This window comes from Azospirillum sp. A26, from assembly GCF_042604635.1.
Taxonomy (GTDB): Bacteria; Pseudomonadota; Alphaproteobacteria; order Azospirillales; family Azospirillaceae; genus Azospirillum; species Azospirillum palustre.
Window position 1 is genome coordinate 1,322,610 of record NZ_CP170472.1, and the last position, 25,868, is coordinate 1,348,477.

Annotated in this window: 25 protein-coding genes and 2 pseudogenes; 12 read left to right on the forward strand and 15 right to left on the reverse strand. The window is 60.1% G+C overall.

Features of this window, described 5'->3' with window-relative positions:
- Positions 1–76: 76 nt before the first annotated feature.
- From fusA to ABNQ39_RS06750, 3 genes are all read right to left on the reverse strand, one after another.
- Positions 77–2,218 (reverse strand): elongation factor G, encoded by a 2,142-nt coding sequence (gene fusA / locus ABNQ39_RS06740; protein WP_098739534.1) that lies wholly within the window; start codon positions 2,216–2,218, stop codon positions 77–79.
- Between the two features lie 229 nt (positions 2,219–2,447).
- Positions 2,448–2,795 carry a RidA family protein gene (locus ABNQ39_RS06745; protein ID WP_376959599.1) on the reverse strand — a complete coding sequence of 116 codons (348 nt, stop codon included), beginning with the start codon at positions 2,793–2,795 and terminating at the stop codon, positions 2,448–2,450.
- Positions 2,796–2,890: 95 nt separating this feature from the next.
- Complete coding sequence (locus ABNQ39_RS06750; protein ID WP_376959600.1) at positions 2,891–3,724, reverse strand: trypsin-like serine peptidase; 834 nt, start codon at positions 3,722–3,724, stop codon at positions 2,891–2,893.
- Between the two features lie 18 nt (positions 3,725–3,742).
- Here ABNQ39_RS06750 and ABNQ39_RS06755 point away from each other — a divergent pair, with 18 nt between their 5' ends.
- Both ABNQ39_RS06755 and ABNQ39_RS06760 read left to right on the forward strand, forming a co-directional pair.
- Positions 3,743–6,007, forward strand: coding sequence for a DNA topoisomerase (locus tag ABNQ39_RS06755; RefSeq protein WP_376959601.1), 2,265 nt, complete (start codon positions 3,743–3,745; stop codon positions 6,005–6,007).
- 175 nt (positions 6,008–6,182) lie between these two features.
- Positions 6,183–7,328 carry a hypothetical protein gene (locus ABNQ39_RS06760; protein WP_376959602.1) on the forward strand — a complete coding sequence of 382 codons (1,146 nt, stop codon included), beginning with the start codon at positions 6,183–6,185 and terminating at the stop codon, positions 7,326–7,328.
- 43 nt (positions 7,329–7,371) lie between these two features.
- On the opposite strand, the gene ABNQ39_RS06765 is transcribed toward ABNQ39_RS06760, so the two are convergent.
- The 4 genes from ABNQ39_RS06765 to ABNQ39_RS06780 form a co-directional block, all read right to left on the reverse strand.
- On the reverse strand, positions 7,372–7,692 hold the full coding sequence (locus ABNQ39_RS06765; protein WP_376959603.1) for a response regulator transcription factor: 321 nt from the start codon (positions 7,690–7,692) through the stop codon (positions 7,372–7,374).
- Positions 7,692–8,222, reverse strand: a complete 531-nt coding sequence (locus tag ABNQ39_RS06770) for a hypothetical protein (protein WP_376959604.1) — start codon at positions 8,220–8,222, stop codon at positions 7,692–7,694. The genes ABNQ39_RS06765 and ABNQ39_RS06770 overlap by 1 nt, the downstream gene beginning before the upstream one ends.
- A gap of 97 nt (positions 8,223–8,319) precedes the next feature.
- On the reverse strand, positions 8,320–8,790 hold the full coding sequence (locus tag ABNQ39_RS06775; protein ID WP_376959605.1) for a glycine-rich domain-containing protein: 471 nt from the start codon (positions 8,788–8,790) through the stop codon (positions 8,320–8,322).
- Between the two features lie 10 nt (positions 8,791–8,800).
- Positions 8,801–9,814, reverse strand: coding sequence for a helix-turn-helix transcriptional regulator (locus ABNQ39_RS06780; RefSeq protein ID WP_376959606.1), 1,014 nt, complete (start codon positions 9,812–9,814; stop codon positions 8,801–8,803).
- Between the two features lie 215 nt (positions 9,815–10,029).
- Between ABNQ39_RS06780 and ABNQ39_RS06785 the strand changes: the two genes are divergently transcribed.
- Together ABNQ39_RS06785 and ABNQ39_RS06790 are read left to right on the forward strand one after the other, a co-directional pair.
- Positions 10,030–10,932, forward strand: a complete 903-nt coding sequence (locus tag ABNQ39_RS06785) for a DMT family transporter (protein WP_376959607.1) — start codon at positions 10,030–10,032, stop codon at positions 10,930–10,932.
- A gap of 189 nt (positions 10,933–11,121) precedes the next feature.
- Positions 11,122–12,576 carry a tyrosine-type recombinase/integrase gene (locus ABNQ39_RS06790; protein WP_376959608.1) on the forward strand — a complete coding sequence of 485 codons (1,455 nt, stop codon included), beginning with the start codon at positions 11,122–11,124 and terminating at the stop codon, positions 12,574–12,576.
- Here the strand turns inward: ABNQ39_RS06790 and ABNQ39_RS06795 are convergent.
- Both ABNQ39_RS06795 and ABNQ39_RS06800 read right to left on the reverse strand, forming a co-directional pair.
- Positions 12,515–12,838, reverse strand: a complete 324-nt coding sequence (locus ABNQ39_RS06795; RefSeq protein WP_376959609.1) for a hypothetical protein — start codon at positions 12,836–12,838, stop codon at positions 12,515–12,517. The two genes, ABNQ39_RS06790 and ABNQ39_RS06795, sit on opposite strands and share 62 nt — an antisense overlap.
- Complete coding sequence (locus ABNQ39_RS06800) at positions 12,835–13,899, reverse strand: BRO family protein (RefSeq protein ID WP_376959610.1); 1,065 nt, start codon at positions 13,897–13,899, stop codon at positions 12,835–12,837. The genes ABNQ39_RS06795 and ABNQ39_RS06800 overlap by 4 nt, the downstream gene beginning before the upstream one ends.
- A gap of 173 nt (positions 13,900–14,072) precedes the next feature.
- On the opposite strand from ABNQ39_RS06800, the gene ABNQ39_RS06805 reads away from it, so the two are divergent.
- Positions 14,073–14,285, forward strand: coding sequence for a helix-turn-helix domain-containing protein (locus tag ABNQ39_RS06805; RefSeq protein ID WP_376959765.1), 213 nt, complete (start codon positions 14,073–14,075; stop codon positions 14,283–14,285).
- Positions 14,286–14,403: 118 nt separating this feature from the next.
- On the opposite strand, the gene ABNQ39_RS06810 is transcribed toward ABNQ39_RS06805, so the two are convergent.
- On the reverse strand, positions 14,404–15,249 hold the full coding sequence (locus ABNQ39_RS06810) for a hypothetical protein (protein ID WP_376959611.1): 846 nt from the start codon (positions 15,247–15,249) through the stop codon (positions 14,404–14,406).
- 410 nt (positions 15,250–15,659) lie between these two features.
- On the opposite strand from ABNQ39_RS06810, the pseudogene ABNQ39_RS06815 reads away from it, so the two are divergent.
- From ABNQ39_RS06815 to ABNQ39_RS06825, 3 genes and pseudogenes are all read left to right on the forward strand, one after another.
- A pseudogene (locus tag ABNQ39_RS06815) lies at positions 15,660–16,466 on the forward strand (IS5 family transposase).
- Between the two features lie 141 nt (positions 16,467–16,607).
- Positions 16,608–17,387 carry a hypothetical protein gene (locus ABNQ39_RS06820; protein WP_376959612.1) on the forward strand — a complete coding sequence of 260 codons (780 nt, stop codon included), beginning with the start codon at positions 16,608–16,610 and terminating at the stop codon, positions 17,385–17,387.
- Positions 17,377–17,778: a hypothetical protein gene (locus ABNQ39_RS06825; protein ID WP_376959613.1), complete on the forward strand. Its 402-nt coding sequence runs from the start codon at positions 17,377–17,379 to the stop codon at positions 17,776–17,778. Before ABNQ39_RS06820 ends, ABNQ39_RS06825 begins: the two co-directional genes overlap by 11 nt.
- 60 nt (positions 17,779–17,838) lie before the next feature.
- Here the strand turns inward: ABNQ39_RS06825 and ABNQ39_RS06830 are convergent, their stop codons facing one another.
- The 4 genes from ABNQ39_RS06830 to ABNQ39_RS06845 all read right to left on the reverse strand — a co-directional run bounded on the left by ABNQ39_RS06830 (position 17,839) and on the right by ABNQ39_RS06845 (position 20,553).
- On the reverse strand, positions 17,839–18,180 hold the full coding sequence (locus ABNQ39_RS06830) for a hypothetical protein (RefSeq protein ID WP_376959614.1): 342 nt from the start codon (positions 18,178–18,180) through the stop codon (positions 17,839–17,841).
- A 118-nt stretch (positions 18,181–18,298) separates the two neighbouring features.
- Entirely contained in the window at positions 18,299–18,937 is a 639-nt protein-coding gene (locus tag ABNQ39_RS06835) for a response regulator transcription factor (protein ID WP_376959615.1), read from the reverse strand.
- A 96-nt stretch (positions 18,938–19,033) separates the two neighbouring features.
- A complete protein-coding gene (locus ABNQ39_RS06840; RefSeq protein WP_376959616.1) occupies positions 19,034–19,477 on the reverse strand; it encodes a hypothetical protein in 444 nt (147 codons plus the stop codon).
- A complete protein-coding gene (locus tag ABNQ39_RS06845) occupies positions 19,474–20,553 on the reverse strand; it encodes a helix-turn-helix transcriptional regulator (RefSeq protein WP_376959617.1) in 1,080 nt (359 codons plus the stop codon). The genes ABNQ39_RS06840 and ABNQ39_RS06845 overlap by 4 nt, the downstream gene beginning before the upstream one ends.
- A 479-nt stretch (positions 20,554–21,032) precedes the next feature.
- Here ABNQ39_RS06845 and ABNQ39_RS06850 point away from each other — a divergent pair, with 479 nt between their 5' ends.
- Positions 21,033–21,926, forward strand: a complete 894-nt coding sequence (locus ABNQ39_RS06850) for a DMT family transporter (RefSeq protein WP_376959618.1) — start codon at positions 21,033–21,035, stop codon at positions 21,924–21,926.
- Between the two features lie 54 nt (positions 21,927–21,980).
- On the opposite strand, the pseudogene ABNQ39_RS06855 reads toward ABNQ39_RS06850, so the two are convergent.
- Positions 21,981–22,136: pseudogene (locus tag ABNQ39_RS06855) on the reverse strand (ribbon-helix-helix domain-containing protein); the annotation flags it as partial.
- 152 nt (positions 22,137–22,288) lie between these two features.
- Here ABNQ39_RS06855 and ABNQ39_RS06860 point away from each other — a divergent pair.
- From ABNQ39_RS06860 to ABNQ39_RS06870, 3 genes are all read left to right on the forward strand, one after another.
- Positions 22,289–23,458, forward strand: coding sequence for an SOS response-associated peptidase (locus ABNQ39_RS06860; RefSeq protein WP_376959619.1), 1,170 nt, complete (start codon positions 22,289–22,291; stop codon positions 23,456–23,458).
- Between the two features lie 71 nt (positions 23,459–23,529).
- Complete coding sequence (locus ABNQ39_RS06865; RefSeq protein WP_376959620.1) at positions 23,530–24,273, forward strand: hypothetical protein; 744 nt, start codon at positions 23,530–23,532, stop codon at positions 24,271–24,273.
- Positions 24,270–25,775, forward strand: a complete 1,506-nt coding sequence (locus ABNQ39_RS06870; protein ID WP_376959621.1) for a hypothetical protein — start codon at positions 24,270–24,272, stop codon at positions 25,773–25,775. Before ABNQ39_RS06865 ends, ABNQ39_RS06870 begins: the two co-directional genes overlap by 4 nt.
- Positions 25,776–25,868: the final 93 nt, after the last annotated feature.

The following is a 25,868-nucleotide window of genomic DNA, read 5'->3' on the forward strand; positions in this document are numbered from 1 at the left end:
GGCGGATCGCTCCGCCGGCCGTCTGCTTTACCGGATGTCTCCCGATTGCCGGCCCCGAAAACTCGGAGCCAAGCGATCAGGCGGCCTTGTTGCGGCCGGCCACGATTTCGTCGGTGACGTTGCGCGGCACCGGCTCGTAATGGCTGAACTCCATCGTGTAGGACGCACGGCCCGAGGTCATGCCGCGCAGCTGGCCGATGTAGCCGAACATTTCGTTCAGCGGGACATTGGCCTCGACGGCGATGTTCGAACCACGCTCCAGCTGGCCCAGGACGGTGCCGCGACGACGGTTCACGTCGCCGATGACGTCGCCCAGGTAATCGTCGGGGGTGACGATCTCGACCTTCATGACCGGCTCGAGCAGAATCGGACCGGCCTTCGGCAGAGCCTCACGGAAGCAGGCCTTGGCGGCGATTTCGAACGTCAGGGCGTTCGAGTCGACGTCGTGGTACTTGCCGTCCACCAGGCGGGCGCTGAAGTCGACAGTCGGGTAGCCGGCGAGGACGCCGTCTTCCTTCTGCATCTCCAGGCCCTTCTTGACCGACGGAACGTATTCGCGCGGAACCGTGCCGCCGACCGTCTCGTCGAGGAACTCGAAGCCCTCGCCCCGCTCGCGCGGCGCGAAGACGATCTTCACCTCGGCGAACTGGCCCGAACCACCGGTCTGTTTCTTGTGGGTATAGGTGTATTCGACCGGCTTGGTGATCGTCTCGCGGTAGGCGACCTGGGGCTTGCCCATATTGCCTTCCACGCCGAACTCCGTGCGCATGCGGTCGAGCGTCACTTCCAGGTGCAGCTCGCCCATGCCGCGCAGGATGGTCTGGCCGGTTTCACGGTCGGTCTCCAGGCGGAGCGACGGATCGGCGCGGACCATCTTGCCGAGCGCGATGGAGAACTTCTCCTGCTCACCCTTGGTCTTCGGCTCGACCGAGACGCTGATGACGGGGTCGGGGAAGCGCATGCGCTCCAGGATCACCGGCGCGGAGGCGTCGCACAGCGTGTCACCGGTCTCGGTCTCCTGCAGGGAGACGAGCGCGATGATGTCGCCGGCGCGGGCTTCCTCGATCGGGTTGGCGTCCTTCGCGTACATCTCGACCATGCGGCCGATCTTCTCGCGCTTGCCCCGGGTCGAGTTCAGGATCGACATGCCCTTGGTCAGCACGCCCGAATAGACGCGGACGAAGGTCATCGAACCGTAGGTGTCGTTCAGCACCTTGAAGGCCAGCGCCGAGAAGGGCGCGTCGTCGGAGCTGAGACGCTCGCCGTTCGGGTTGCCGTCCTCGTCCACCGTCTTGATCGCCTCGACGTCGGTCGGGGCCGGCAGCAGATCGACGACCGCGTCCAGAACCTGGCAGACGCCCTTGTTCTTGTAGGACGAGCCGCAGAGCACCGGCGTGAAGGCGCTGGTGATGGTGCCCTTGCGCAGGCAGGCGCGCAGCACGTCCGGCGACGGATCCTCACCCGACTCAAGATAGGCTTCCATCGCCGCGTCGTCCTGCTCGAGCGCGGTGTCGACCAGCTCGGCGCGGAGCGCCGGGATGCTGGCGATGTTGTCCAGGTCTTCCTTGACGGTCAGGTTGAGCTTCTGGGCGAGATCGTCGGTGATCTCCCAGATCTCCCACTTGGCGTCCTTGTCGTCCGAGAACCAGACATACGCCTTCATCTCGACCAGATCGACCATACCGCGGAAGTTGTCTTCCGAGCCGAGCGGGACCTGGATGCAGACCGGGCGGGCGTTCAGGCGGGCCTTGATCATGCTGACGCAACGCTGGAAGTTCGCGCCCGAACGATCCATCTTGTTGACGTAGCAGATGCGCGGCACGTTGTAGTTGTCGGCCAGACGCCAGTTGGTCTCCGACTGCGGCTCCACGCCGGCGACGCCGTCGAACACCACGACCGCGCCGTCGAGCACGCGCAGCGAGCGATTCACCTCAATGGTGAAGTCGACGTGGCCCGGGGTGTCGATGACGTTGATCTTCTTCTCGCGCCAGAAGGTCGAAACGGCGGCCGACTGGATGGTGATGCCGCGCTTCTGCTCCTGCTCCATGTAGTCGGTCGTCGTCGACGTCTTCAGATCCTTCGTCTCGTGGACGTCGATGATCGTGTGCTTGCGACCGGTGTAGTACAGAATACGCTCGGTGGTCGTCGTCTTGCCCGCGTCGACGTGGGCGATGATGCCGATGTTCCGAATGTCAGACAGTGGCGTTTGGCGCGGCATGTTGCGGTTCCATTGCAGTAACGCGACAACCGAAGCGCGACCGTCAGGGGTCGTCCGCTTCGGCGGCAGAGGTTGGTCGGGGTTTTACGGGCGATCTGTTAAGGCGTCATTAACATTCCGTAAACCGACAAGCAATTTGTCGGAATATTGAAGCGCGCGGCCCTCACAGCGTTCGGGCCACGCCGGCACACCCCAACCGAGGCTGCCGGGTCGCCCCGTTTCCGCCGCCTTATTTAGCAGCGGTGACCTGAATTTCAACGAGATACTGGGGTGCGGCCAGCTTGGCTTCCACCGTGGCGCGGGCCGGCGGATTGGCCGGATCGACCCAGGCGTCCCAGGCCTTGTTCATCGCGCCGAAGCTGGCGATGTCGGCCAGATAGATGGTGGCCGACAGCAGCTTGCCCTTGTCGCTGCCCGCTTCCGCCAGCAGGGCGTCGATCTGGGCCAGGATCTGGATGGTCTGACGCTCGACGTCGGGCGTCGGCTCGTCGGCGACCTGACCGGCGAGATAGACCGTGTCCTTGTGGACGACCATCTGGCTCATGCGCGGTCCGATGTGGAAGCGCTGGATCGACATGACGGAAAGACTCCGGGTTCCAGGGGCTGAAAAAGATGCGGGTACGTCTATGCCATTCGGGGCCGCGCGCGAAGAAAAAAATGCGCATCCGCCGCTCAGGGCTGACCCGCAGCGGTATCCTTCGCCAAAAGTGCGGCGAAATGTGCGGACGGGACCGCAAAATTGCGCACGGCCGGTGCGTTTCCGGCAGCGACACCGACTCCGGCGACCGCCCACCCCCCGCCATTCGCCCCGATGCCTTTAGGCGCGCTGTCGCCCGCCGTCCGCACCAGCAGCGGCCCGCCGCTGGTCCCGCGCGTGGCGTCGCAGTCGTGCACAAGAAGACCGCCGCTTTCCCCCAACAGATGGCAGGCGCTGTCGGCCATCAGGATCTGCGCCCGGTCCTGGCTGTAGCCGCCGAGCATCAGCGGCGTGCCGGGCCGCAACGGCGCCACGCTGATGGGAAGCGGCTGCACCGAGTCCGGCGCCGGCTCCGCCAGGGTCAGTACCGCCCAGTCGCCGGCAAGCATGGGCGCCGCCGCCGCGGGGTCGTAAGCCGGGTCGGTCGCCACCCGCGACACCGTGACATGACGGGTGAACTCGCCACGGTCGTAGCCGAACAGGACATGCAGCGACGACGCCTGGAGGAAGCGCCGGGTGCGCGGGTTGAACAGGCAATGGCCGGTGGTCACCACCGTGCGCCGGCCGACCAGCGCGCCGGTGCAGCGTCCGGCCAGATTGGTCTGCACCCGTACCACGCTGCGCCAGGGATCGGCGGCGGCATCGACCGGCACCCGGCGGTCGCCGGGGCCAACGCCGGGCAACAACGGCCGCTCGGCATGGGCTGCGGGCACGCCGGCCAGCATTGTCAGGCCGGCCAAGGCTGCGGCAACGGCGCCGTGCCGAAAGTCACGCCGGCCGCGCGCATGTTCTTGCTCCGTTTCCTTCATTCCCGTATCCTCCGGCGCATGGCGACGTTGATCATCACCGAGAAATCCAGCCAGGCGAAGGACCTGCGCGCGGCCCTGGGCGACCGCTACGGCCGCATCCTGCCGGCGGAGGGCCATCTGCTGCGGCTTGCCGAGCCTGACGAGGTCGATCCCGCCTGGAAGCGCTGGTCGCCGACCCTGCTGAAACCGGACGGTCTCTATCCGACCCGGCCCGACCAGGGTGGCAACAAGGCGGCGAAGCTGCAGGCGATCACCGCCGCGCTGCGCGGCTGCGACGAGGTGATCCTCGCCACCGACTGCGACCGCGAGGGCCAGCTGATCGGCCAGGAAATCCTGGAGCATGTCGGCTATCGCGGCAAGGTGCGACGGGCGATTTTCACGGCCCAGGATCCGAAAACCCTGCGCGACGCCTTCGCCGCGCTGAAGCCGAACGACAGCATGCGGCCGATCTACGAGGCAGCTGTGGCGCGCCAGCAGGCCGACCAGATCTTCAACCTGTCGCTGACCCGCACGGCGACCAAGACCCTGCTGGCCCCCGGCACCCGCGGCGTCATCGGCATCGGCCGGGTGAAGACCCCGACTCTGGCCATCGTCTGCCTGCGCGAGCTGGAGATTCGCAACTTCAAGCCGGAGGATTACTTCGAGGTGGTGGCCACCGCCACCGTGGCGGAGGGCAGCTTCCAGATGCGCCATGCCCCGGCGCCGAAGGACCGCATCAAGGACCGCGCCGCCGCCGAGGCCATCGCGCGCGCCGCCGATAACCACCGCGGCCCGTTGACCGTGACGGTGGAGGAGAAGCGGCAGGCGCCGCCCAAGCTGTACGACCTGCCGTCGCTGCAGAAGACCTGCGGCCAGCGCTGGGGCTGGACCGCCGACCGCACGCTGGCGGTGGCGCAGGAGCTGTATGACGGCGAAGGCAAGAAGCTCATCACCTATCCGCGCGCCGAGGCGCGATACCTGTCGGAAAACCAGATCGCCGATGCGCCAGCCATCGTCGGAGCGCTGACCCGGCTGCGCGGCTTCGCGCATCTGGAGAACCACATGGATGTCCGGCGCCCGGTGATCCGCAAGGGCAAGTCCGGCCATTTCTGCGACAAGGCGCTGGAAGGCGTGTCGCACCATGCGGTGATCCCCAACGTCAATGTGCTGGACGATCTGGAATCGCGGCTCTTCCGGCTGAGCGATGACGAGAAACGGCTGTTCGCGCTGATCTGCCGGTCGTACCTTGCGGCGGTGATGCCGGATTACGAGTATCGCCTGACCAGCGTGACCATGCCGGTCCCGGTGCCGATGCCCGGAGGGACCAAGCCGGCCGCCTTCCGCGCCATCGGCCGCATCCCGTTGAAGCTGGGCTGGAAGGCCGCCTTCGGCTCGGCTGACTCCGATGGCAAGCCGGAGGATGAGAGCGAGCAGACCCTGCCGCCACTGACCGACGGCGAACCGGCGACCCTGAGCGATCCCAAGGTGGAGGCCAAGCGCACCCAGGCGCCGCCGCGCTACAATGAAGGCACGCTGGTCGATGCCATGCAGAATGCCTGGAGGTTCGTCGAGGACCCGGCCTTGCGCGACCGGCTGAAGGAAGCCAAGGGAATCGGCACCCCGGCCACCCGCGCCGAGGTTATCAAGGGCCTGCGCAAGCAGAACCTGCTGGGAGCGGACGGCAAATGGCTGGTGCCGACCCCGGCCGGCCTGCATCTGTTCGAGACCCTGCACGCGGCCGCCCCGACCCTGGTCGATCCCGGCACCACCGCACTGTGGGAAATGAAGCTGGACGAGGTGGTGACCGGCCGTGCCGATTTCCGCCGCGTGATCGATGCCATTGCCAGCGAGGCCGACCGGCTGATCGGTGCGCTGGTCGGACAACGCGGCACCGCGCTCGACCTCGGCCTGCCGGCCCCCAAGGCGCGATTCGCCCGCCGGGGCACAGCCGCAAGGGGGAAGCCAGCCCGCAGCGCTCCAGCAGCTCCCGGTGACGCGGCCAAGCCGGTGCGCCGGCGAACGCGCAAAGCCACGGTTTCCACCGACGGGGAAGCTGTGGCGCCGAAGCCGCGGCGCACCCGCAAGGCAAAGGCCGATGGCACTGCCCCGCCGGCTGCCGCCGTTGCGGAAAACACTCCGGTTGCCGATGCACCCATCTCCGACGCACGGCGACGGCGCGAGCCGACCGAGCGTATGCTCGCCTTCGCCCGCAGTCTGGCCGAGCGCAAGGGCATCGCCCTGCCCGACCCGTGCCTGCGCGATTTCGACCAATGCCGCAGTTTCCTGGATCAGCACGCCCGCTGACCCACCTTCAATGGCCCCGCCAACGGTTGTTCTACCGCCTGGATTCGCGCGTTTTCGGCGATATTGGTTGCTGGATTTCGTCACAATTTCGAGCAACCTTCATGGGAGACTCAATCATTTCTGAGCACCCCCCATGAGATTTTACCGTAGGGCTTCGCGCCCTGTCACAGCCACCGTGCTGACGCTGATTGCAGCAGTCCCTGCTCTGGCCCAGGGCCTGCCGAGCTACGGCAGCGCCGGCGTGACGCAATGCATTCCCTTTGCGAATTTCCAGCCGGTGTCCTTCACCGACCCGCCGAAGCTGAATTTCAGCATCGCCGGCGACAGCGCCATCCACACGGTGACGATGGACACCGGATCGGTCGGCGTCGCCATGTCGGCCACCAACATCCCGAACTATGAGACGTTGAAGACGGCGCCCGGTGCCAAGCCTGGAACCCAATTCCTGTCGAGCAGCAAGGTTCTGTGGGTCGGCACCTGGGTGCCGACGACGGTGACCCTGTATGACCGCGCCAACAACAAGGTCGCGACCTCCGAGGTCTTCATTCTCGGTGTGGAGAAAGCCGGCACCTGCGACAGCTACCAGCATGACCAGCAGATCTGCCCCGGTCTGCCGGCACCGGCCAAGCCGGTGCTGTACATGGGCGTCGGCTTCGGCCAGGAGGCGGATTTCCAACCGCAGGGCACGCCGGACAAGAACGTCCTGTTGAATCTGCGCAGCGTAAACGGTCAACCCATCGCCGACGGCACGCTGAACGCGGGCTATATCATCGGCCGGCAGGGCATACAGGTCGGACTGACCGCCGACAACACGTCAGGCTTCCGCTTCGCCAAGCTGGCCCCCTATGCGCAGTATCCCGGCGACTGGATGATGCCGCAGGGCTGCATCACCGTGAATCCGGGGGTGAACCGCGACGCCAGCGGCCCGATCTGCACATCGGCCAACATCCTGGTGGACACCGGCATCCCGCAAAGCTACGTGACGCTGCCGCCGACGATCCAATTCCATACGGTGGAGCAGACCGATCTGAGCGAGCCGACGAAGACGGTGAAGGTGCTGGCTCCCGGAACTTCGGTGGCTGTCAACATTCCGAACGCCGCCGATCCAATCGCCATCGACGCCTTCCTCGTCGGTACCGGAGCGCCGAACGAACCGGCGCAGGTAATACCCTCCAGCACCGAACCGCCACCCCCTGCTCCCAAGAAGGCGCCCTTCATCAACACCGGCCGCCATTTCCTGCGGCAATACCAGTTCCTTTACGACGCCAGGCAAGGCTATGTCGGCATGAAGGACCAGCCGAACTCCTGCGGCGAACAGTAAGTGCAACAAGGCGCGCCCACCCGGCGCATTCGCAGCGCGACCCTTATCGCGGGATTTTATGGCCGCTGCTCCACACAGCGGCCTCCCACGCGCGCCCAAGTTCGAAGAGACCGGAACATCCAAGCTTCTCCATGACGCGGGCGCGATGGCACTCCACCGTCTTGAAGCTGATGCCGAGATCGGAGGCGATGGCTTTGGAACTCTTTCCGGCAACGAGGCGCACCAGCACGTCGACCTCGCGCGCCGTCAGCCGACCAAGCCGCGCCATCATATCCCGTCCGCGGGATTGCGACGCCCCCACATCCGCCTCCAACGCCGTGCCGACCGGCGTGCGCAGCCGCGCGGAAGGCTCGATGCACGACATCAGCATTGCCTCGCCGCCATGGATGTCAGGCAGCGGACAGCCGCGACGTAGGCACCCTCCAGCGTCGGCTGAGGGGTGGACTGCAGACGGAGTCGTGTGGAGTCGGCACAGTGGGCGACAAAGGCATAAGCGGTGCCGCGATCCATGTTGCGCAGGATGTCGGCTTTTATCGCGGTGATGGGAGTTCCAGGGCGATCGGCGCGATCACCGACCACGCGGCCACGCGCCGCATGCATCAACTGAACGATGGCAACTTCGACCGTCAGGTCGTCCAGGCCGCCGGGAATGGAGTCGCTGCACCGCTGCTCGAGCATGGTCGCCCTCGCCTCGCATCGCTCGGCATCTTCCAACAGCATGGAAAGGGTTCCGGGCGAGGAGCCGCCGATCAACGCCAGCGCGTCCGCGCGATCATCCGCCGCTCGTTGTCGAAGCTGGTCGATGGATAAGTGATCGATATACGGCAATTGCGCATCGGGCATACTCTTGCTCTTGCACCCGCCGCCTACGGCGGTATGCTGGCGGTTGATCATCGTTGCTTCCTACGGCTTCGGTTGATCGTCTGGGCTGGCTGACCGGCCCGGAGAGGGCGCCCGCTTGTTGGCGCAAGCGGGCGCCCGTCAGCCGCGCTCAGGCGACCTGTCGGATGATGGGATCCTCAGGGTCTTCGCCCTGCTCCAAGGGACGGTTGCAGAGCGCAGCCATGTTCCACTGCTTGCCGCGGCTGGCTTCGCGGGCTTCCGGATCACGATCCAGGAAGATTCCGAAATTCTTGGCGGCCAGTTCGACAGTCTTCGACCAGCCGGCGCGGAACTCGTCGGTGCCATAGGCATCCGGCCAATGGTGAAGCATGCGCCCGAAAGCCCGCTCGCAGAACGATGCATAGGCGCGGGTATCGAGGATGAAGGCGTGCCACGCCGGTTCCATGCCTTCCCAGGCCACCAAGCAGGTAGGCGAGTCGAGGTGCATGGCATTCAGAACCATGAAGGCCCGGAGATGGTCGGCCGACTGCGCCGCCTCTTCCTGCGAAAGACCATCACGGACCATGTGAGCAATCACGCGCGAGAAATCATAGTTCTTCACATATTCAAGGTTTGCCATATTGCTTCCTCTATGAATTCAATGGCGGAATGCCACCGAATAGTGTTGCCGCCCGGGTCACGACGCGAGCGATATCCTGTTGTCCTCCGACGGCGATCTTTTCCTTCGACGTGGCGATTTGCCGACGGACCGTGCCCAGCTTTCGATCAAGCGCCGCCGCGATCTCCTCGGCGCTTTCTCCAGCAGCGACACGCACGGCGACCTCGGCCTGAGTCTTCGTCAAACCGAAAGCCGAAATCAGAATTTCCTGGAGGGGCTCCGGCCGGGCGAGGTCCTGCATGACGACGATGGCCTGCCCCTCGTGCGCCGGCATCACCGCGACGAGTTGGACGGCGGCACCGTCGCAGACCGGAACGAGGGCCTCACCATTGCGGCCACCCGCTACCGCCGCGATGGCCTGATGCAGGCGCGCCGCACTTTGCGCATCCCCGCAGGTCAATTTATTCCCCAGGCCGCGCTCCAGCACACCGCCGATGCGCAGATGGCGCACCATGAGCGAAGAGCTGTCAACGAGCCGGGCATCGGCGGTTACGACCGCCGCAGCCACCCCCATCCGCTCCAGCAACGCCGCCATCGTCGCCTGGGCCCGGTTGCGCATCGAAAGCGCCTGCAGACTGAGCACGGACGAATCGTCGGCGTCGTACACGGAACGTCGAACCGGCACCCAGATCTGCGCGTTCCAGTCGGCGTTCAGCCCGGTGTGATACCGGTCATACGGAACGCCATCGTAGTTGCGGCGAAATTGGAAACTCAGCTCTCTCGCCCGCGCCATCTTTGCGTAAGCGAGGTGCGCTTCCGGGTCGGCAAGGATGGCCGGTTCGGCGATCCGGCCGCGCGCGACACCGACTTGAAAAATATCGTCGAACGTGATGACTGTGGACCAGTCGTGCTGGTGATGCAGCTCCCGAGCCTCTGAATTCGCGAACACGACGACGTTCCGTTCATAAATCAGGATCGCTCCCCGCACATCGGCGGCGATTCTGATCAAGTCGGAAAGCTCTGTCGGGATCTCGGTTGTGGCCATGGGATTCCAGAGTATTTGGGTGGCAAATCCACATTGCCAACGCTACTCACGGGTGGCACCATCAAAATGGCAATTCTGCCATCGAATAGCGTTTTTTGAGACTTGCACACCAAAACTGTTGCTCTCGCGCAACGGGCGGAAAGCGGAGCACAATGTCTCAACAGAGAATTGCATACCTGGAAATGCACGTTTGGTGTGAAAAGAGGTCTTGAAGCATGCGAATCGCAACGAATGGCAGTATAGCCGCCGCTTCCTGGGCGGTGGGCTCCGTTGTCGCATTCTGTGCAGGGAGTGCTGCGGCGAAATTGCTTGGAACGAAGTTGCCGGCGATAGAGATGACGGCCATCCGGTCTCTGGTCGCCGCGGTCATGGTGGCCGGAACATGGCGGCTTCTGGCCGACCTCAAAAAAGCCCGGGATTTGCGGGGGCATGCCATACGGTGCCTGTTGGGGGTGGTGGCAATCTTTGGCCTGCTCTATGCCGTCACCGTCCTTCCGCTGGCATTGGCGATGGTTCTCTACATCAGCCGGACCTTGATGATGCCCATCGCCGGCCGATGGATGCTGGGGGAACGATCGGGACCATTGGTGTGGAGCGCCGTCGTGCTGGGCTTCGCCGGTGTCCTCCTATCGTCCTGGCCGGAGATGCAGGCCCCGGAATCGCGCATCGGGATTCTGGCCGCCGTGGCCGCCGCCGTGGCCTCCGCCGGATCGCAAACAGCCGTCCGCAGACTCACCCGCACCAACTCGGCGCCGCTGATCGTCCTGATCTACAGCGCGGTCGCCGTCATCGGCACTCTGCCGGTCGCTCTGCCGGTATGGGTGATGCCGCCTATCGCGGATTGGCCGGTTCTTGTCGTGCTGGGGCTGTGCGCCGCCGGTGCGCAGCTCTTCGCCGCTCGCGCTTTCGCTCTGGCTCCCGTCGGCCTCCTGGCACCTCTGGATCTGCTTGGCGTGCCGGTCGGGGCCATAATGGGCTGGCTTCTATTCGGCGAGGTACCGGGCATGCTGGCGGGGGTCGGCGGGATCTTCGTCCTGCTGGCGGCCCTGATTGTGATGATCGTACCCGCGAAAGCCACAGGACTCCGCCGTCCGGTTGAACAGTTCGCGAAAGCATGACATTCGTGCACCTCGCGGCGATCCACCCGGTGTTGCCCAATTACGACAAAAGCCCCTCCGAGGGGCTTTGGAATTACAGCTAAGTCATTGAAAAGATTGGTGGGCGATGAGGGGATCGAACCCCCGACATTCTCGGTGTAAACAAAAATCAATACTGGCGCAGTAGTTTCCAAATGATGCCTTAATCATTTGATCCACATCACCTTTCCATCCTTCCATGTTTCCTCCCGTTTCCTTATGATGAAGGAGCGTTCAAAGCCGCTGTCACCTAGTTCGTCACCTGAATTCATGGCTGTGGAGGGTTGCCCGGTGCCAAAGGTCAAACTGACGGCCAAGGTTGTCGAGCACGCCAGCGTGCCAGCGCCAGGAATGCAGATCGACCTGTTCGACGCGACGCTGCCCGCCTTCGGCCTCCGAGTCGGATCGCGCAGCAAGACGTGGTTCCTCATCTATCGCTTCCGCAGCGACGTTCGCCGCCGGCTTGTGCTGGGCCACTATCCGGCGCTGTCACTGGCTGAGGCTCGCGCCAAAGCCGGTGAGGCCATTGCCATGCTCGGCAATGGGCAGGACCCAGCAGCCCCCCGCGCCGAGGCCAGGGAGGCAGCAGCCACCCCCGTCGAGACCTTCAGCGAGCTGGTGGGCGAGTTCATGTCCAAGCACGCCGAACTCCATCAGAAGCGGCCCGGCCAGACCCGCTGGTTTCTGGAAAAATACGCCCTGCCCGCCTGGCGCAACCGGCCCGCGGACGATATCCGCAAGCGCGATGTCCTGGCGCTGCTGGATGCCCTGATGGCCGATGGCAAGGGCGCAGCGGCGAATCGACTGTTCGACATCCTGCGCAAGCTGTTCAACTGGCGTCTGGAGCGGTCGGACGACGAGTCGATGCGCAGCCCGTGCGACCGCATGAAGGCGCCGGCTCCGAACAGGATCCGCTCGGTGCGCCTAGACAGCCGGCATATCCAGGCCTTCTGGCGAGCCGCCGACGAGGCAGGCTATCCCTGGGGTCCGATGTACAAGCTACTGCTGCTGACCGGCCAGCGCCGGGGCGAGGTGGCGTCCATGCGCTGGGCCGATCTGGACCTGACCGGAGACAGGCTGTGGACGCTATCGCCCGAGCAGACCAAGGCGGACCGGGCGCACATCGTGCCCCTGTCGCGGCCGGTGCTGGACATCCTCCGGACAATCCCGCGGCAGATCGTCCGTCCCGGAGAACCGCCCTCCCCCTTCGTCTTCACCACTCTCGGCGTCCGGCCGGTCAGCGGGTTCGGCAAGGCGAAGGAGCGCTTGGACCAAGCCATCGCCGTGGCGCAGGAGCAGGCCGACGCGCCGATGCTGCCGGAGTGGCGGGTCCATGACCTGCGGCGCACGGTGACCACCGGCCTGTCAGCGCTTCAGGTCCCCGACTCGATCAAGGAACGCATCCTCAACCACGCGCCGCGTGGCGTCACCCAGCGGCACTACGACCAGTGGGAATATCTGGAGGAAAAGCGCGAGGCCCTGGAGCACTGGGGGAAGAGGGTAATGGGCATCGTCCAGCCCAAGCCGGACGATGCCCAGGAGAGGAAGCCGTCGCGCCTCAGGATCAGGCGGGCGCACCTCCGGCCTGCCGTTCAAGGAACGCCCGCACAGATTTCAGCGCTGTAAGCCGGGTGGCGTGGATGCCGACCGGCGACTCGCCCTCATATTCCGCGAACAGCATGCATTCCAGCCCGATCAGGCTGGCGGCATCCTGAAGCGAGGTGAGCGGCGGAGCCGCCTGGACGGCCCTGCCCAATTCGGCGTGAAGCCGCTCGATCTCCCGGCGGTAGGCGGCATCGTACCGGTAGCCGACATAGCGCCGGTGCAGCTCGGCATAGGCGCGTTGGAAGTCCGCGATGGCGGCGGATAAGGCGGTGTTCGTCGTCATGGCGCGTCCCCCTGGCGCGAGAGGTGATGGGCGGTCGGCGACTCGGTGCCGGCGGCGAGGCGTTCGAGCTCGGCGACCTCCGCCATTGTCCGAAACGCCGCGGCCTCGGCATCGGCCACCCAGCGGGTGAGCGTGCTCTTGCGCGCCAGCAACTGCGCGCCCACCCAGAAGGCCGGGATCTGGCTGCGGGACGCGAACGTGAGGACCTGCTGAACCGTCAAGCCCAGGAAGGCGGCGATCTTGTCCGGACCGTTCAGCAGATCGGCCGCCAGGGACGGACGGTCCACCGGGGCCGGCTGCCGTTCGACTCGCGGGCTGGGTGGCGGTGGGGCTGCCGGCTGCCGTGGCGGCCGACCCCGCTTGCGCTTCGTCGGAGCCTGGACCGGCTCAGGGGCTGGAGCCGGGGCCGCTTGCGCCGGCACCTGCCCGCCGGGAGGAACCAGGAGCCAGGGCAGCGCCTCCCCGCTCCTGCCCTCCTGCCGGCCGGCGATCCAGGCCATCACCTCCTCCTCGATCCAGCCGACCGACTTGGTGCCCAGTTGCACCCGCTTCGGGAACTTGCCCTCCCTCTCGAGTCGGAACAGCCATGTCCGGTGATATCCGGTGCGCCGGTGGACTTCGGGAAAGCGGATGATCGTCGTGTCGCGGGTGACGGGGAAGCTGGAGGTCTTGGTCGGGGGTGGGGTGCCATAGGCTCCAGTGCGGCGGATCGACGGCAGGACTTCCGACGTGACCCACTTCTTGAACCGCTTCGCCGCTGGCTTGCGACTGGTCAGGATCAGGCTATAGAGACCCGACTCGTTGATGATCGTGAATGTGCGGCTCTGCGTGACGCCATTGGAGCTAACCTCCGTAATAGGGAGGTCAGCTTTCTCATCGTCGTCCAGGCGCGCCGCGACATTCGACGGATTGGCTATCTCCAGCACGCGACAGACATCAGCGAGCACCCACCATGGAGCACCGTTCCTGTCGGCCAACCGGACTTCTATGCTCTCGAAGATAAAGGGAACAATGCTGTTGGGGGCGTTTGGTAAAGCTGTGCTATTTACGGAATCAGCCATGATCCGCAGCCCCACGAAGCTTGGGTTATGGTCAGGCCGGACTAGGAGTTCGCAGCTCTTGGTTCGGCCGTCCTAACCTTGTTACAAGGTCAGTATTCCGTTACGATAACGACGGTTAGACATCCCGACAACAACTTCGTAACAGGATTATGATGTTTCCCGTCCAGAGTCGGATGGCAAGAGCCGCATTGGGTTGGGGTGTCAGGGATTTAGCGTCCGCTGCAAAGGTGTCGCCTGACACGATTGCTAGGTTGGAGCGGGGTGAGAGCCTGTATCCGCGAACGGTTGATGCGATCCGCTCCGCCCTTGAGGCCGCTGGCGTCGAGTTCATCCCCCAGAACGGCGGCGGCCCTGGTGTGCGCTTACGTGAACCGGTCGACGATTAATTGTCAAAAACGGATGAGGATGATGTCCTTTACGAAGATGACATTACGACATCTCGCAATATGACGGAACCAAAGTTCGGTAGCATCAAGATATATTATAACAATCTCTCCTGATTATTCAAAACGGTGGAGAAACATTCTGCTGTTGACTTTTTACAAAGTAGTACATACAAATAAAAACAATAGAGAATATAATCGCTACGTATTTAATGTCATTCAAAAACACCACGAAACCAAATAGTGATTCCTTCAGATAAGACGCATTTGCCAAATTTTTCCTATTGGTGACCAAAAATCTTAATAAACCCAAAACTAAAAAGAACACAAATATGGAATTTACTGCATAGGCCAAATATTTTGAAACCTGCGCAATAATAGATAATGTGGAATTTCCATCCACAATTTGTCCATCCTTATGAATTATTTTTGCACCTAATATATTTCCCTCAACCTTAATTTCTGATTTTTCTTCTGAGGAATAAATTACCCTCAGTCTAAAACCTGAATTCGGATCAAAAAATCTCCAATTGATCGGGATATTTCTACTGACTCCTGCAATATAAAACTCTGATACGTTGTTTTCAGTAGAATAGTCCAAAGACGCATTTATAATTTTTGCACTCTCACCGACATCAATACTCAACGTTCTTCTTACTTTCTCAGGACCTAGGTCAACATTACCGGAATTCCATACTGATATATTTGCACCGTATATATTTTTTGTGATTTCTTCTCCATCTTTTCCTAAAACACGGAAAGGTTTTCCATTTTCTCCAGTATTCTTCGCACTATGATCACCGCTGTCAGCATTTAGCATCTGAACTTGTTCAATACGATAGGAAATCTCGGCAGATTGGTTAGGGACCGCCCATGAGTAGAATCCCCAAGCAAGTCCTGCAAGCCCAATGAGCCATCCGCTGAAAGTGAGAGGGCTTTTAACTTCTTCCTTCAATTTTTTTAGCATGGACGTAACCATTAGGTTATTGGTTCAGCATTGATGCTAACGGAGTGACAAAAGCCAATCTATATCGGAATTACCGTTTAGAATAGCGATCTGCCAAATGGACAACTTTTGGAAGTCCACAAAGAACCTTCATACCTCCATACAGGTGCAATTCAAATCTCCCTCACGTGTGCGCTTACAGGTCCCAGGTGGTAGCTTGCATGAATTCTGCCCTGATGAGATTAGCTTGCCCCTCTGCACACAGCGCTTCGATAACAAGAGATGGCACTCTGCCATCATATCGTTAGCCACCACACATCGAAAGCTCGACCTGCAGTTAGGGCCGACGGATAGGAGAGCCATCTCACGCCAGCCGGCCCAGTCCTTAGAGTAACTACCAAAATGGCGTTTGGGCTGTTGAAGGGCGGGTTATGGCTTCGCCTCTCGCATCCAACGCCCTTTGGGCGCCGATTGAACCGTTGCCCGCACCGGAGCCGCCCAAGCCGAAGGGCAGGCGGCCTCGGCTGGACAACCGCGCCGCGCTAACCGGTATTCTGTTCGCGTTGCGCTCGAGCACTCCCTGGAAGCTGCTGCCGGTGGAGATAGGGTGCGGTTCGGGCATGACCTGATGGCGCCGGCTGCACGACGGGTATCGAGCTGGCGTCTGGAAGCGGCCGCATCCCGTGCTGCTCAATCGGCTTGGCTATGCCACGCCGTCAACCAAGATCGAGCGACAGTGGACAGCGCCAGCGTTCCAGCAAAAAAATAGGGGACGAGGAGACCGGCCCGCCCCCAACGAATCGCGGTAAGCTGCGCTCCAGGCGCCATATCCTCGTCGATACCAACGGCATCCCCCTCGCCCCGAGGTTCTCGCCGGCCAACCGACACGGCAGCAAGTTCCTGGACGCGTTGGTCGATGCCGTGCCGTCGATCCGCCAATGTGCGGGCCGGCCATGGCGCCGACCAGCCGAGTTGCACGCCGACAGGGGCTACAGCTTCGCCCACTGCCGGCAGGCGCTACGCCGGCGGGGGATCATCCCGCGCATCGCCCGGCGCGGCATCGAGAGCAGCGAGCGCCTCGGCCGACATTGATGGGTGGTCGAGTGGACGCTCGCTTGGTTCGCCCGCTTCTGTTGCATCGTCGTCCGCTACGAGCGGCGCGCTGATATCTTACCGCCTTCCACAAAATAGCCGCCAGTCTCATCTGCTGGCGATTCGTCCAAAGATGGTTCTGTTAGGCGCTCAAGCGACCTAGGGAGATCGCTCTGAAGGCGGTTGCAACCATTGTGTCTAAGATTGTAGAATGCGGCGCCCGAGTTTCCTGTTTTGACCACATCCCCGACAGCGTAAAGCTCCTTTAAGATTGTTTGGAGTGATAAATGTTCCGAGGGTTTAATTTAAAGATAGACGGCAATCCTTTTGGCAGCTCTGATAGTCATATCAGAAATGATGTTCAAGCCATTGATGATCGGATATCTCGAACGATTTCCTCGTTTTCTAGGACCGATGGAAAACTTGATGGTACCAAAATCAAGGCAAACTGGTTTCCATGCGATCACGCCGACGTTTTTATTTCTCATTCACGTGCAGATCGTGACCTCGCCATAGGATTAGCCGGCTGGATTAAGCATAATTTCGAATTAACATCGTTTATTGATTCATGCGTATGGGGTCATGCAGACAAACTATTGGGTTTGATAGATAGAACCTATTGCTATAACCCATCATCGGAGACTTTTATTTATAAAAAAAGAAACCTTTCCACAAGCCATGTTCATATGATGCTTTCGACGGCACTTTCAGAAATGATAGACAAAAGCGAGTGCATTATTTTCCTTAATACTCCTCGTTCAATTGACGCAAACGACAGCATAAACAACCCATCAACTCATTCTCCTTGGATTTACTCTGAAATCTCAATGACAAAGTTAGTACGTAAGCACAACCCTAGAGAAGTTATCGCTTTGGAGAAAAGGCATATAACAGAAGGGTCGCCAACTTTGGCACTTATGTACGATCTCGACCTGGACCACTTAACTGGCTTAAATCAGGGGGACCTTCGCAACTGGTTGAATGCGAAAGGATCTCCGAAGTACCTCGGAGCACACAACCTCGACATTCTGTATGACCTGAAGAAAGAAGCGATCCATGGAAGCTAAAATAGCTCATTTAACATTTATTCAGTCAATTATTGGAAGAATGGGCACCAATTCTTTTTCGATCAAAGGATGGTCGGTCACCATTGTTGCCGCCCTTTTTGCTCTTGCGGCCAAAGACACAAATATTTACATCTCAATCATTGCCTATATTCCCATTTTTCTTTTCTGGCTTCTCGACTCCTACTTCTTGGCGCAGGAAAGAGCCTACAGAGCACTGTACGATAAAGTTGCGAACAATAATTTTAATGGGACGCCATTTTCATTATCAGTCCCGAAAGTGGAAGCTTCGCATATTACCTCATGCTGGAAATCGACAACTGTTTTCCCATTTTATCTAAGCCTAGCCGTGTTGACATTCATAGCGATGATAATTCTCATCTTGGCTCGCTGACCATGTTTTAAAGGAAAACGGCCGGCGTTGTTTCTTCCAGATAACGCCGGCTCTTCTTCCCTATCCTGCCGCTCGTAAGAACGCGCCGACCGCCTCCAGCCCGGCCCGTCGGGTTGCGTGGATGCCTACCGGGGCTTCCCCCTCGAACTCCCGGAACAGCATGATCTCCAGATCGATCAGGCTGGCGGCCTCCCCTGCCGAGGCGATGACCGGAGCCGACCGCACCGCCATGTCCAACTCGGCATAGAGCCGCTCGATCTCGCGTCGGTATGCGGCATCGAATCGGTATCCGACGTAGCGTTCGTGCAGGGATGCATACTCGCTTTGGAACTTCGCTACGTCGGCGGCAAGAGTGCGCTTGCCATCGCCGCTTTGAGGGGTATCCTCTCGGTCGATCTTCATGAGTTTTCCAAGGCTCCGTGTGGATCGCGTCGCGATCAGGTTTCTGTTTCGGTTTCCAGATCCGACAAAGCGCCCAGCTGTTCGTAGCAGCTGGGCGCTCATCGTTTCGGCCAGGGAATCAGGCTGCTGGACAGTTGGTCGGCCGCCGCGGCAAAGGCGTTACAGCCGCCACGCGCTCCAACACCTTCGCCCGCTGCTCGCACCGCTCAGCGTCATTGAACAACATGGCGGCCGCCGCAACGGAGCCATTTAGAATGGCGCGCTGAGCGTCCTCCCGGTCGCCATGAGCGCGGTCGCGGAGCTGCTGCGGCGTCAGGTGGTCGATCTGAAGCAGGTGGCTGGAATCCGACGACTGACCGAAAGCGTCAACGGTAGCGAACGCAGTCCGGAGCGCGATACTGCCTTGTGGGCGGTCAGGGCCTTCGAGAGATGGCGATGCCGCCGACGCAAGCCCCCAGAGCCGCCCCAGATCGAACAGTGTCCGACATCCCATCTTGCGCATAACCTGGGCGCGGTGGCACTCAACGGTCTTAGGGCTGATGGCTAAATCTCCGGCAATCGCCTTGGTCGATTGGTTGCGGGCAATGCGATGCAATACCTCCGTTTCACGCGGCGAGAGTTTTGCTATGCACGCAGCTGCTTGGACGCTGTCGGAGATCCCGGCGGCGTAACACCGCTCCTGGCCGGACGTCTCGGTAATTGAGGCGCAAGGGTCCTTGCCACCGCCCAATACGGCGGTATGCTCTTTGGTGATCATCGTTGCTTCCTAGGGCTACGGGTGATCGTCTGGGCTGGGTGACCGTCCTAGACGGGCGCTCGCTTGTTGGCGCAGGCGAGCGCCCTTTAGATACGGTCAGGCGGCAATCCGGATATCTTCCATACGCCGAACTTCAACGAGGCAGGCCATCGGCCTGAGTCCCACCGGGGTGTTCGAGGCGTCACGGTAGTTGATGGGCGGTTCCTGGGCGCCAGCGGCGCGGAACGCGGCACGGGTGTTCGCCCAGCCCTCGTCGAACTGCGGGGTGCCGTATGCGAACGGGTCATGGACTGCCACCGCGCCGGGGCCAAAGACCGTCTCGCTGAAACGAATCAAACCGGCCGTGTCCAGCACAAGACCGTGCAGCGCATTGTCGGCAGCCGTGGTCAAGGCAAACGGCTTGGTCGGATTGGCCTCCATGGCACAGAGGATGATGGTCAGGTCAGTCCATGCAGCGTCTCGGTCAGTCTCCGAAAAGCCGAAGCGCTCCACCATCGCGTCGCGATAGCGGGTGAAATCGTAATTCAGAACCTTGCTCATGAAAGCCTCCGGTTGTTGCGCGCACGCGGTCGCGGTGCACGAGTGATTGCCGCAATCCGAGTCACGAGACTGGCGAGCGTAGCCAGATCCGTTGCGGCAAATTCGAAGCGCTCCAAGGCCACCTTGACGGCTTTGACCTGGAGGTACGTTGTTCCTTCGGTAACGCCCCGCCGCTGCGCGATCTCCTTGACCGACAGCCCAGCGCCGAGCGCGGCAAGGACCTCGGCTTCGACTGGCGACAGGTCGAATGCCCGCATCAGCACCGCGGCGATCTCACGGTCGTCCTCACCATCGCGCGCCACGGCGAGAACCGCCGTCCCCGGTAGGGTCCCGGCGCTCACGGCCATAATCAGCGGCGACCCGCCGGGACGGCGCAACGGCACATGACATGACGGGACAGCGCCTGTGGCGACATGCTCCAAGGTCTGGCGCAACACGAGATCGTCGCAACCGTCCAGCGCCATGACAGAACCATCGCTTGCCAGCGTGAGCCCGTCCGCCGCTTCCAACAACTCGCCGAAACTGACGTTCTGATGGATGGGCGTTCCGGCACTGTCCACGAGCGCGACGGCAAGACCGAGATTGTCCAGGGCCGATTGCAGGCCGCGCATTTCGCGCTGTACCCGCACGGCCAACATCACGCCCAAGCCGGCATCATAGTCACCGAAGTATCGGTCGATGCCTGACGCTTTCATGTCAAGGCGCGCTTGAATGCTCGTCCCATCTTCCAGACGCAGATGCGAGACGAGCATCCGACCCCACGGATAGCTGTTCACAAAGTCCAAGTTCGGGCTGCTATGACGGGCGGCGATGGTATTGGCAAGCCATGCCGCGGGATCGGCCTTTGCTCCTTTGTTCCCTGTCAATCCAGCTCGGTGCAGACTCCAGAATAGCGAGCCATAGGTGTCGTCCGGGCTGTAGGCGTTGCACGGCATGATACGGCGCTGTTCCTGGTTCGCGCCGATGATCCGGTCTTCCCGGTCGAACACGAGAACCGCCCCGCCAGCGCTTTCGGCCGACTGGATCAGGTCGATTGCGTGAGGCGGCAAGGGAGGCAACACGGGAAGCAGCATCATAGAGCAAACGCCACAGGTTGAACTTCTTGGTACGCTAACAGGACATTTCCGTCATGAATATGGAAATTTCCATATCAACCAAATGAGGCGCGTATCGCGTGGAAACATACGCTGATATGCATGAAAGAATGATCAGATACATAAGCTTTGTTCTTCTGCCTTGTTTTTCGGGTATCACAAGATATTGGCAGTCTTATCTGAAGCAGCGGCCTTGATGTCATGATTGCTTTCGATATTTTAAGAGCGCGGTTTTTCCCAAGGCGCATCCTCTTAACTGCGGGTGAGTGCAAAATTTAGGTGTACCATTGAGCTTATTTTAGTTCGTCCATACTGGTAGTAAAGACGAATACAACTTGAGGGCGCGGCGAATTTCACGCTTGTAACGAGAGTGGAAATTTGTGACGACAATCGCCGTTGTCGGTCCGCCGCGACACTGGTAGGGGTTGTGCATCCCCCAGACCCTGCCGACTCGGAGCGAAATGCTTCCCTCCCCCGCCCAAGCCGCCCTCTGGGCGCTCGCCTCAGCCATCACCTTCTCCGCCAGCTCTGCTGCGGCGAAGTTTCTTGGCTCCAAGCTGCCCACTGCTGAACTGGCTTTCTTCCGGGCAGCGGCCGGGGCCGTGGTGCTGGTGGCAGCGTGGCGGCTCGTCGCCGATATGGGCAAGGCGAAGGACCCAGTCGGCTATGTGCTGCGGTGTGGCTTGGGCGTGCTGGCCCTCTACGCCTTCATGTATGCCCTGGGCGCGGCACCCTTGGCTCTGGTGTTCCTCATCTTCCTCACCCGCGCGCTGATGCTCCCGGTCGCCGCCCGGCTGATGCTGGGCGAGGGGTCCGGTCCGGTCGTGTGGCTGGCGGTGGTGATCGGCTTCATCGGTGCGGCCATCCCCCTGGTACCCGCCCTGCAAGAGCCGGAGCAGGTGCTGGGCGTCGTAGCGGCCATGGTAGCGGCAGTCGCCACGGCCGGCTCCCAGACAGCCGTCCGCCGGCTGACGGAGGCCGGCAATGCCCCCGGCATGATCGTGCTGATCTACTCAGCCGCCTCGGTGCTGGGCACCCTGCCCGCTGCCCTGCCGAATTGGGTGACGCCGCCCGCCGCTGACTGGCCCATCCTGGCCGTCCTGGGCCTGTGCGGCGTAGCGGCGCAGTACACCGCGGCCAAGGCCTTCAGCAAGGCCACCGTCGGCTTCCTGGCGCCGCTGGACTTCCTGGCTGTGCCGGCCGCTGCCGGATTAGGCTGGCTGCTGTTCGGCGAGGTGCCGAACATGCTGACCGGGATCGGCGCGGTGATCGTGCTGGTGGCGGCTGCCGTGGTGGTTTCCGCCAGCAATGCCGTCCGACTCCGCCAGCCGGTGAAGCGTTTCGCGGAAGTGTGAAATGCACATCACCCGAATGACTCGGGTTAGCGGCGATTCGCCTCGGTCCATATCGACCTGAGATACCAAGGCAGCGACCGACACCCCACGCTGCCGCGCCATGTCCTCCAGGGCCATCCAAAACTCCGCCTCCATGCGCATAGAGGTGCGGCGGTTATTGATGACAAGGTTTCGGCAGAGCATCGATTTTTCCCCTAGCATGTGTTTCATGCGGTCGTAGGCATATCTGTGCGATGCATCTGTGAAGTTCTTCACTCGTAATGATGGAGTTCGATGCGGTTGTCCGTCGCACCCGCCACAAATGGCGGATTGACCGAACCGCGAAGCTCAGCTTTCCATACACAGGAACGTATGGAGAACGAATGCCATCACCCGCACCCATCCTACTGCTGCCCACTCTCCGCCTCCGAGACCTCCTCCAGCAGACGGTGGAAGCTGTCCGTCTGTGTCACCGGTGCAGCCATGAGCAGGAGATCGACGGCGCGGAGTTGATGGGGCGCCTGGGGGCACATGCCTACCTGAAGCACGCCATCAATAAGATGGCCTGCGCCCGCTGCGCCCATTCCGGAGAGGCATCGTGGAAATCGTCCGTTCCTCTGTCGCGCTTTGGCGCCAGGGTTGGCGACCTGATGGCGGTGCGGAGCCAGCTTTCGGCGACCTGCGGCGCCTGCCGGCGAAGGTGGGAGGTGGACGTCATCGACGCGATGCAGCGGCTGGGACCAGACGTCCGGCTCGCCGAGCTGCGCGACGTGCTCCCCTGCCCGTTCTGCCGGCGGCGTGGGTGGGCGGTTGTTAGGCCGGGTGGTCGGGTTGACGCGGCATACCCGGACGATCATCCTGGCCGCATGTGCGGACGATTTGCCATCCACAGCCCGACCGACCAGATCGCCACCCGGTTCGGTGTGGTCGGCCAACTGCCCGAGTTCGGCCCGCGCTACAACGCGGCGCCGTTGCAGATGCTGCCTGTGATCCGGACCCATCCGGAGACGAAGGAGCGCACGCTCGCATTGCTCCGCTGGGGGCTGGTGCCGGTCTGGTCCAAGGACTCCGCCAGTGCGGCCCGGATGATCAACGCTCGCGCCGAGTCGGTGCCGGACAAGCCAGCTTTCCGGTCAGCATTCAAGAAGCGCCGGTGCCTGATCCCTTTCGACAATTTCTATGAGTGGAAGACCGAGGGTAAGGCCAAGCAACCTTTTGCCATCGGCACCACCAGCAACGAGAAGCCGGACGCCTTCGCTGGGCTCTGGGAAGGCTGGAAGGACCCAGCGACCGACGAGTGGCTCCATACCTTCACGATCATCACCACGACGGCCAATGAGGTCACCAGCGAGGTCCATGACCGCATGCCGGTGATCCTGCCTCCTGCCGCCTGGGCTGCATGGCTCGGTGAGGAGGAAGTGGGTCCCGCCGATCTTGTGGCGCTGATGCGCCCGTACCCGGCGGACCAGACGCGGCTATGGCCGGTCCACCGGGATGTGGGCAATGTGCGAAATGACCGGGCAGACTTGATCTCGCACATCAATTCGGCATGACGTTTTCGATAGAAGGTTGTGTACACCCACATTCAAAGTAAGCTTCACATAAGCGAAAGGAGATTTTCATTGTGGTTTTAGGTAAGCTGGTTTGTGGAAATATTGCAACTCCTTGCGTTGCCAGTACAACATTGGATCAATTATGCTCATCTATTGATAGATTTTCAGAAAAAGCTATGGTCTATCTAAATGGAGAGTTTACAGACGATGCGCAGAGCTTTGGTGCATTTTGCGCTAGAGTTATTCTAGAGAATACATGTGCTGCGCTGGTCGGTCGCTACGATCCATTCAGACTTTCTTACTTATCTGAATTTCAAACGCAGGGCGGTTTTGATTACACCAAGGCAGCAAAATCAGGATTCAAATGGACTGGAGATGTATTTACAGATGAGAGCCCAACCAGAGAGCTTTGGCACTCAGATTACGATATATCGAAAATAAGTAGGGCTCTTTTTTCTGGGTATGTTGATCATCTATACTGGAAGCCAGCGATGGAAAACGCCCTAGTATTTCTCGACGGCAAAGGAATATCAGATTTACACGAAATAAAACGGGTAGAGCCAAATAAATTTATTAAAGAAACCAAAGGAAAATGCTCTGGTCTATATTCGAAATTGTCAAAAGGTGTACATTGGGACTTTTTCGCTCCTTCAACCTTAATGGATGAAGTCACACTCAAGGATTCGATCCGTGACTGCTTCATCCAAGTCTCGAACATGGGGTTTATCTCCCACTTTGCCCCGACCGCCTATCGCTCCTTAAGTAGCGATGATGCACTAGCGATCTATACGGAATTTAGGGAAACATTCGCATGAACGATTCATTTTATGAAGAGAGTGATGCTGGACTGATCCTCGCGGCCGAAGAATGCCCGCCAGAGAAGTTTGCCGGCTACCATTCATTCTCGCAATCTGATGAAATTATCATCAGAAAACTATCTGCTCATGGTCCAGTTCTACTACGTGGTGGTCGCGGAAGTGGCAAAAGCGCTCTTTTGATTGAATCTCATCGTAGGATGAGAGCAGCCGGGACAGTGTTTTCGATATACATGAGCTTGCGTTATCTACCACTTCTCCAATCTGATGGTGATGAATACATTGGACATTTTTGCTCACTGCTATCGAAAGCTATCGCCTCAGAACTTAATGCGCAGAACTTATCTGCAGAATTCGATATCGCCGAAAATGAAGTCTCACTCCAGATCTCCCTTGCAAAGCTTGCTCAAGCTTTAAGCAAGCGCATTGTGATTCTCTTTGATGATGCCGCACATATCGGACGCGAAAAGCCCCTTGAGATATTTTTTGATCTATTCAGGACGCTTTCAAGCAGCGCAACATCTTGTAAGGCTTCAATTTATCCGGGTGTTACAAAATTTGGCGTGAGATTTGATGTGTTCAACGACTCGACAGTGATCGATATCAGCAGATCTAATGTGCTTGCCGATGGAAATTACTTTATTGAAGTAATAAAGGCTAGATACCCCAATCTTGCCAATCGTGATATATTCTCTGATCGCCTTACGCCGGAGATTTTTGCTAAACTTGTTGGTCGTGCGGTCGTCGGAAACATGCGAGCCTTTATCCTCGCATGCAATCGGTTTGACGACAGGGTCCGGATTAGCATACCAGAGGTCAATACGTGTATAATTGCGATGGCTGAAGATTATTACTGGCCCCTTATGGAGGAGGTTGCGCCCAAGCTTGGCGTTTATGAGCCACTCATCACTCCATCCATGAGTATATTTGAAGCTATTATCGACCATCTTTGCAAGCCCCTCCGGGGCAATGTGAAAGCCACTGCTCAAGACAGAGTGACAATACACCGGCACTATGCAAGTCAATACTCTAAAATATTCGAGATACTCGAATATCTCGGCTTCATTGCAAAGAGAGAAGCGTCTCGCGGCATGAAATCGGGCGGCCGCGGACCTGTTTTTGCCGTTAATCTTTGCAGCATTCTCGAAAAAGTTCCCAATAAACGTCTGACAATCGAAATGATAAATGACTGGATAGAAGCTAGACCAGACTTGGCAGAGATACACCAGTCTGCGGCAACGTTTTCATCCATCACTATCCCGGAGCTCTCCAGAGATGATAGCCTAGGAATTCTAAATAAAAGTATTGATGTCCTCGCAAAATCGAGGGCGTACCCTTATGGACTAACAGAGGATAAAATTTACCGCTTAAAAGGTGCCGGGATTGTCACGGTACAACATTTGGCGGAAGCCTCTGATGCTGACCTCCTAAAGATTGACATGGTTGGACGTGCGGCGATTCGGAGAATGCGAGACGTTATGCAACAAGCCATTTGGATGTAAGATATCTTTCCAACAATTAAATGGTCTATAATAATTTTTTAAAAGGCCGCCTTATTCGGGCGGCCTTTATTATTGTTGAAGTGTTGTGGCTGA

Bases quoted from the DNA above. Each gene is read 5' to 3' on its own strand.
- fusA (WP_098739534.1), bottom strand. From the start codon at position 2,218: ATGCCGCGCCAAACGCCACTGTCTGACATTCGGAACATCGGCATCATC.
- ABNQ39_RS06745 (WP_376959599.1), bottom strand. From the start codon at position 2,795: ATGTCGATCCAGCGCTTCCACATCGGACCGCGCATGAGCCAGATGGTC.
- ABNQ39_RS06750 (WP_376959600.1), bottom strand. From the start codon at position 3,724: ATGAAGGAAACGGAGCAAGAACATGCGCGCGGCCGGCGTGACTTTCGG.
- ABNQ39_RS06755 (WP_376959601.1), top strand. From the start codon at position 3,743: ATGGCGACGTTGATCATCACCGAGAAATCCAGCCAGGCGAAGGACCTG.
- ABNQ39_RS06765 (WP_376959603.1), bottom strand. From the start codon at position 7,692: ATGTCGTGCATCGAGCCTTCCGCGCGGCTGCGCACGCCGGTCGGCACG.
- ABNQ39_RS06770 (WP_376959604.1), bottom strand. From the start codon at position 8,222: ATGATCAACCGCCAGCATACCGCCGTAGGCGGCGGGTGCAAGAGCAAG.
- ABNQ39_RS06775 (WP_376959605.1), bottom strand. From the start codon at position 8,790: ATGGCAAACCTTGAATATGTGAAGAACTATGATTTCTCGCGCGTGATT.
- ABNQ39_RS06780 (WP_376959606.1), bottom strand. From the start codon at position 9,814: ATGGCCACAACCGAGATCCCGACAGAGCTTTCCGACTTGATCAGAATC.
- ABNQ39_RS06785 (WP_376959607.1), top strand. From the start codon at position 10,030: ATGCGAATCGCAACGAATGGCAGTATAGCCGCCGCTTCCTGGGCGGTG.
- ABNQ39_RS06795 (WP_376959609.1), bottom strand. From the start codon at position 12,838: ATGACGACGAACACCGCCTTATCCGCCGCCATCGCGGACTTCCAACGC.
- ABNQ39_RS06800 (WP_376959610.1), bottom strand. From the start codon at position 13,899: ATGGCTGATTCCGTAAATAGCACAGCTTTACCAAACGCCCCCAACAGC.
- ABNQ39_RS06805 (WP_376959765.1), top strand. From the start codon at position 14,073: ATGGCAAGAGCCGCATTGGGTTGGGGTGTCAGGGATTTAGCGTCCGCT.
- ABNQ39_RS06810 (WP_376959611.1), bottom strand. From the start codon at position 15,249: ATGCTAAAAAAATTGAAGGAAGAAGTTAAAAGCCCTCTCACTTTCAGC.
- ABNQ39_RS06820 (WP_376959612.1), top strand. From the start codon at position 16,608: ATGTTCCGAGGGTTTAATTTAAAGATAGACGGCAATCCTTTTGGCAGC.
- ABNQ39_RS06825 (WP_376959613.1), top strand. From the start codon at position 17,377: ATGGAAGCTAAAATAGCTCATTTAACATTTATTCAGTCAATTATTGGA.
- ABNQ39_RS06830 (WP_376959614.1), bottom strand. From the start codon at position 18,180: ATGAAGATCGACCGAGAGGATACCCCTCAAAGCGGCGATGGCAAGCGC.
- ABNQ39_RS06835 (WP_376959615.1), bottom strand. From the start codon at position 18,937: ATGATCACCAAAGAGCATACCGCCGTATTGGGCGGTGGCAAGGACCCT.
- ABNQ39_RS06840 (WP_376959616.1), bottom strand. From the start codon at position 19,477: ATGAGCAAGGTTCTGAATTACGATTTCACCCGCTATCGCGACGCGATG.
- ABNQ39_RS06845 (WP_376959617.1), bottom strand. From the start codon at position 20,553: ATGATGCTGCTTCCCGTGTTGCCTCCCTTGCCGCCTCACGCAATCGAC.
- ABNQ39_RS06850 (WP_376959618.1), top strand. From the start codon at position 21,033: ATGCTTCCCTCCCCCGCCCAAGCCGCCCTCTGGGCGCTCGCCTCAGCC.
- ABNQ39_RS06860 (WP_376959619.1), top strand. From the start codon at position 22,289: ATGCCATCACCCGCACCCATCCTACTGCTGCCCACTCTCCGCCTCCGA.
- ABNQ39_RS06870 (WP_376959621.1), top strand. From the start codon at position 24,270: ATGAACGATTCATTTTATGAAGAGAGTGATGCTGGACTGATCCTCGCG.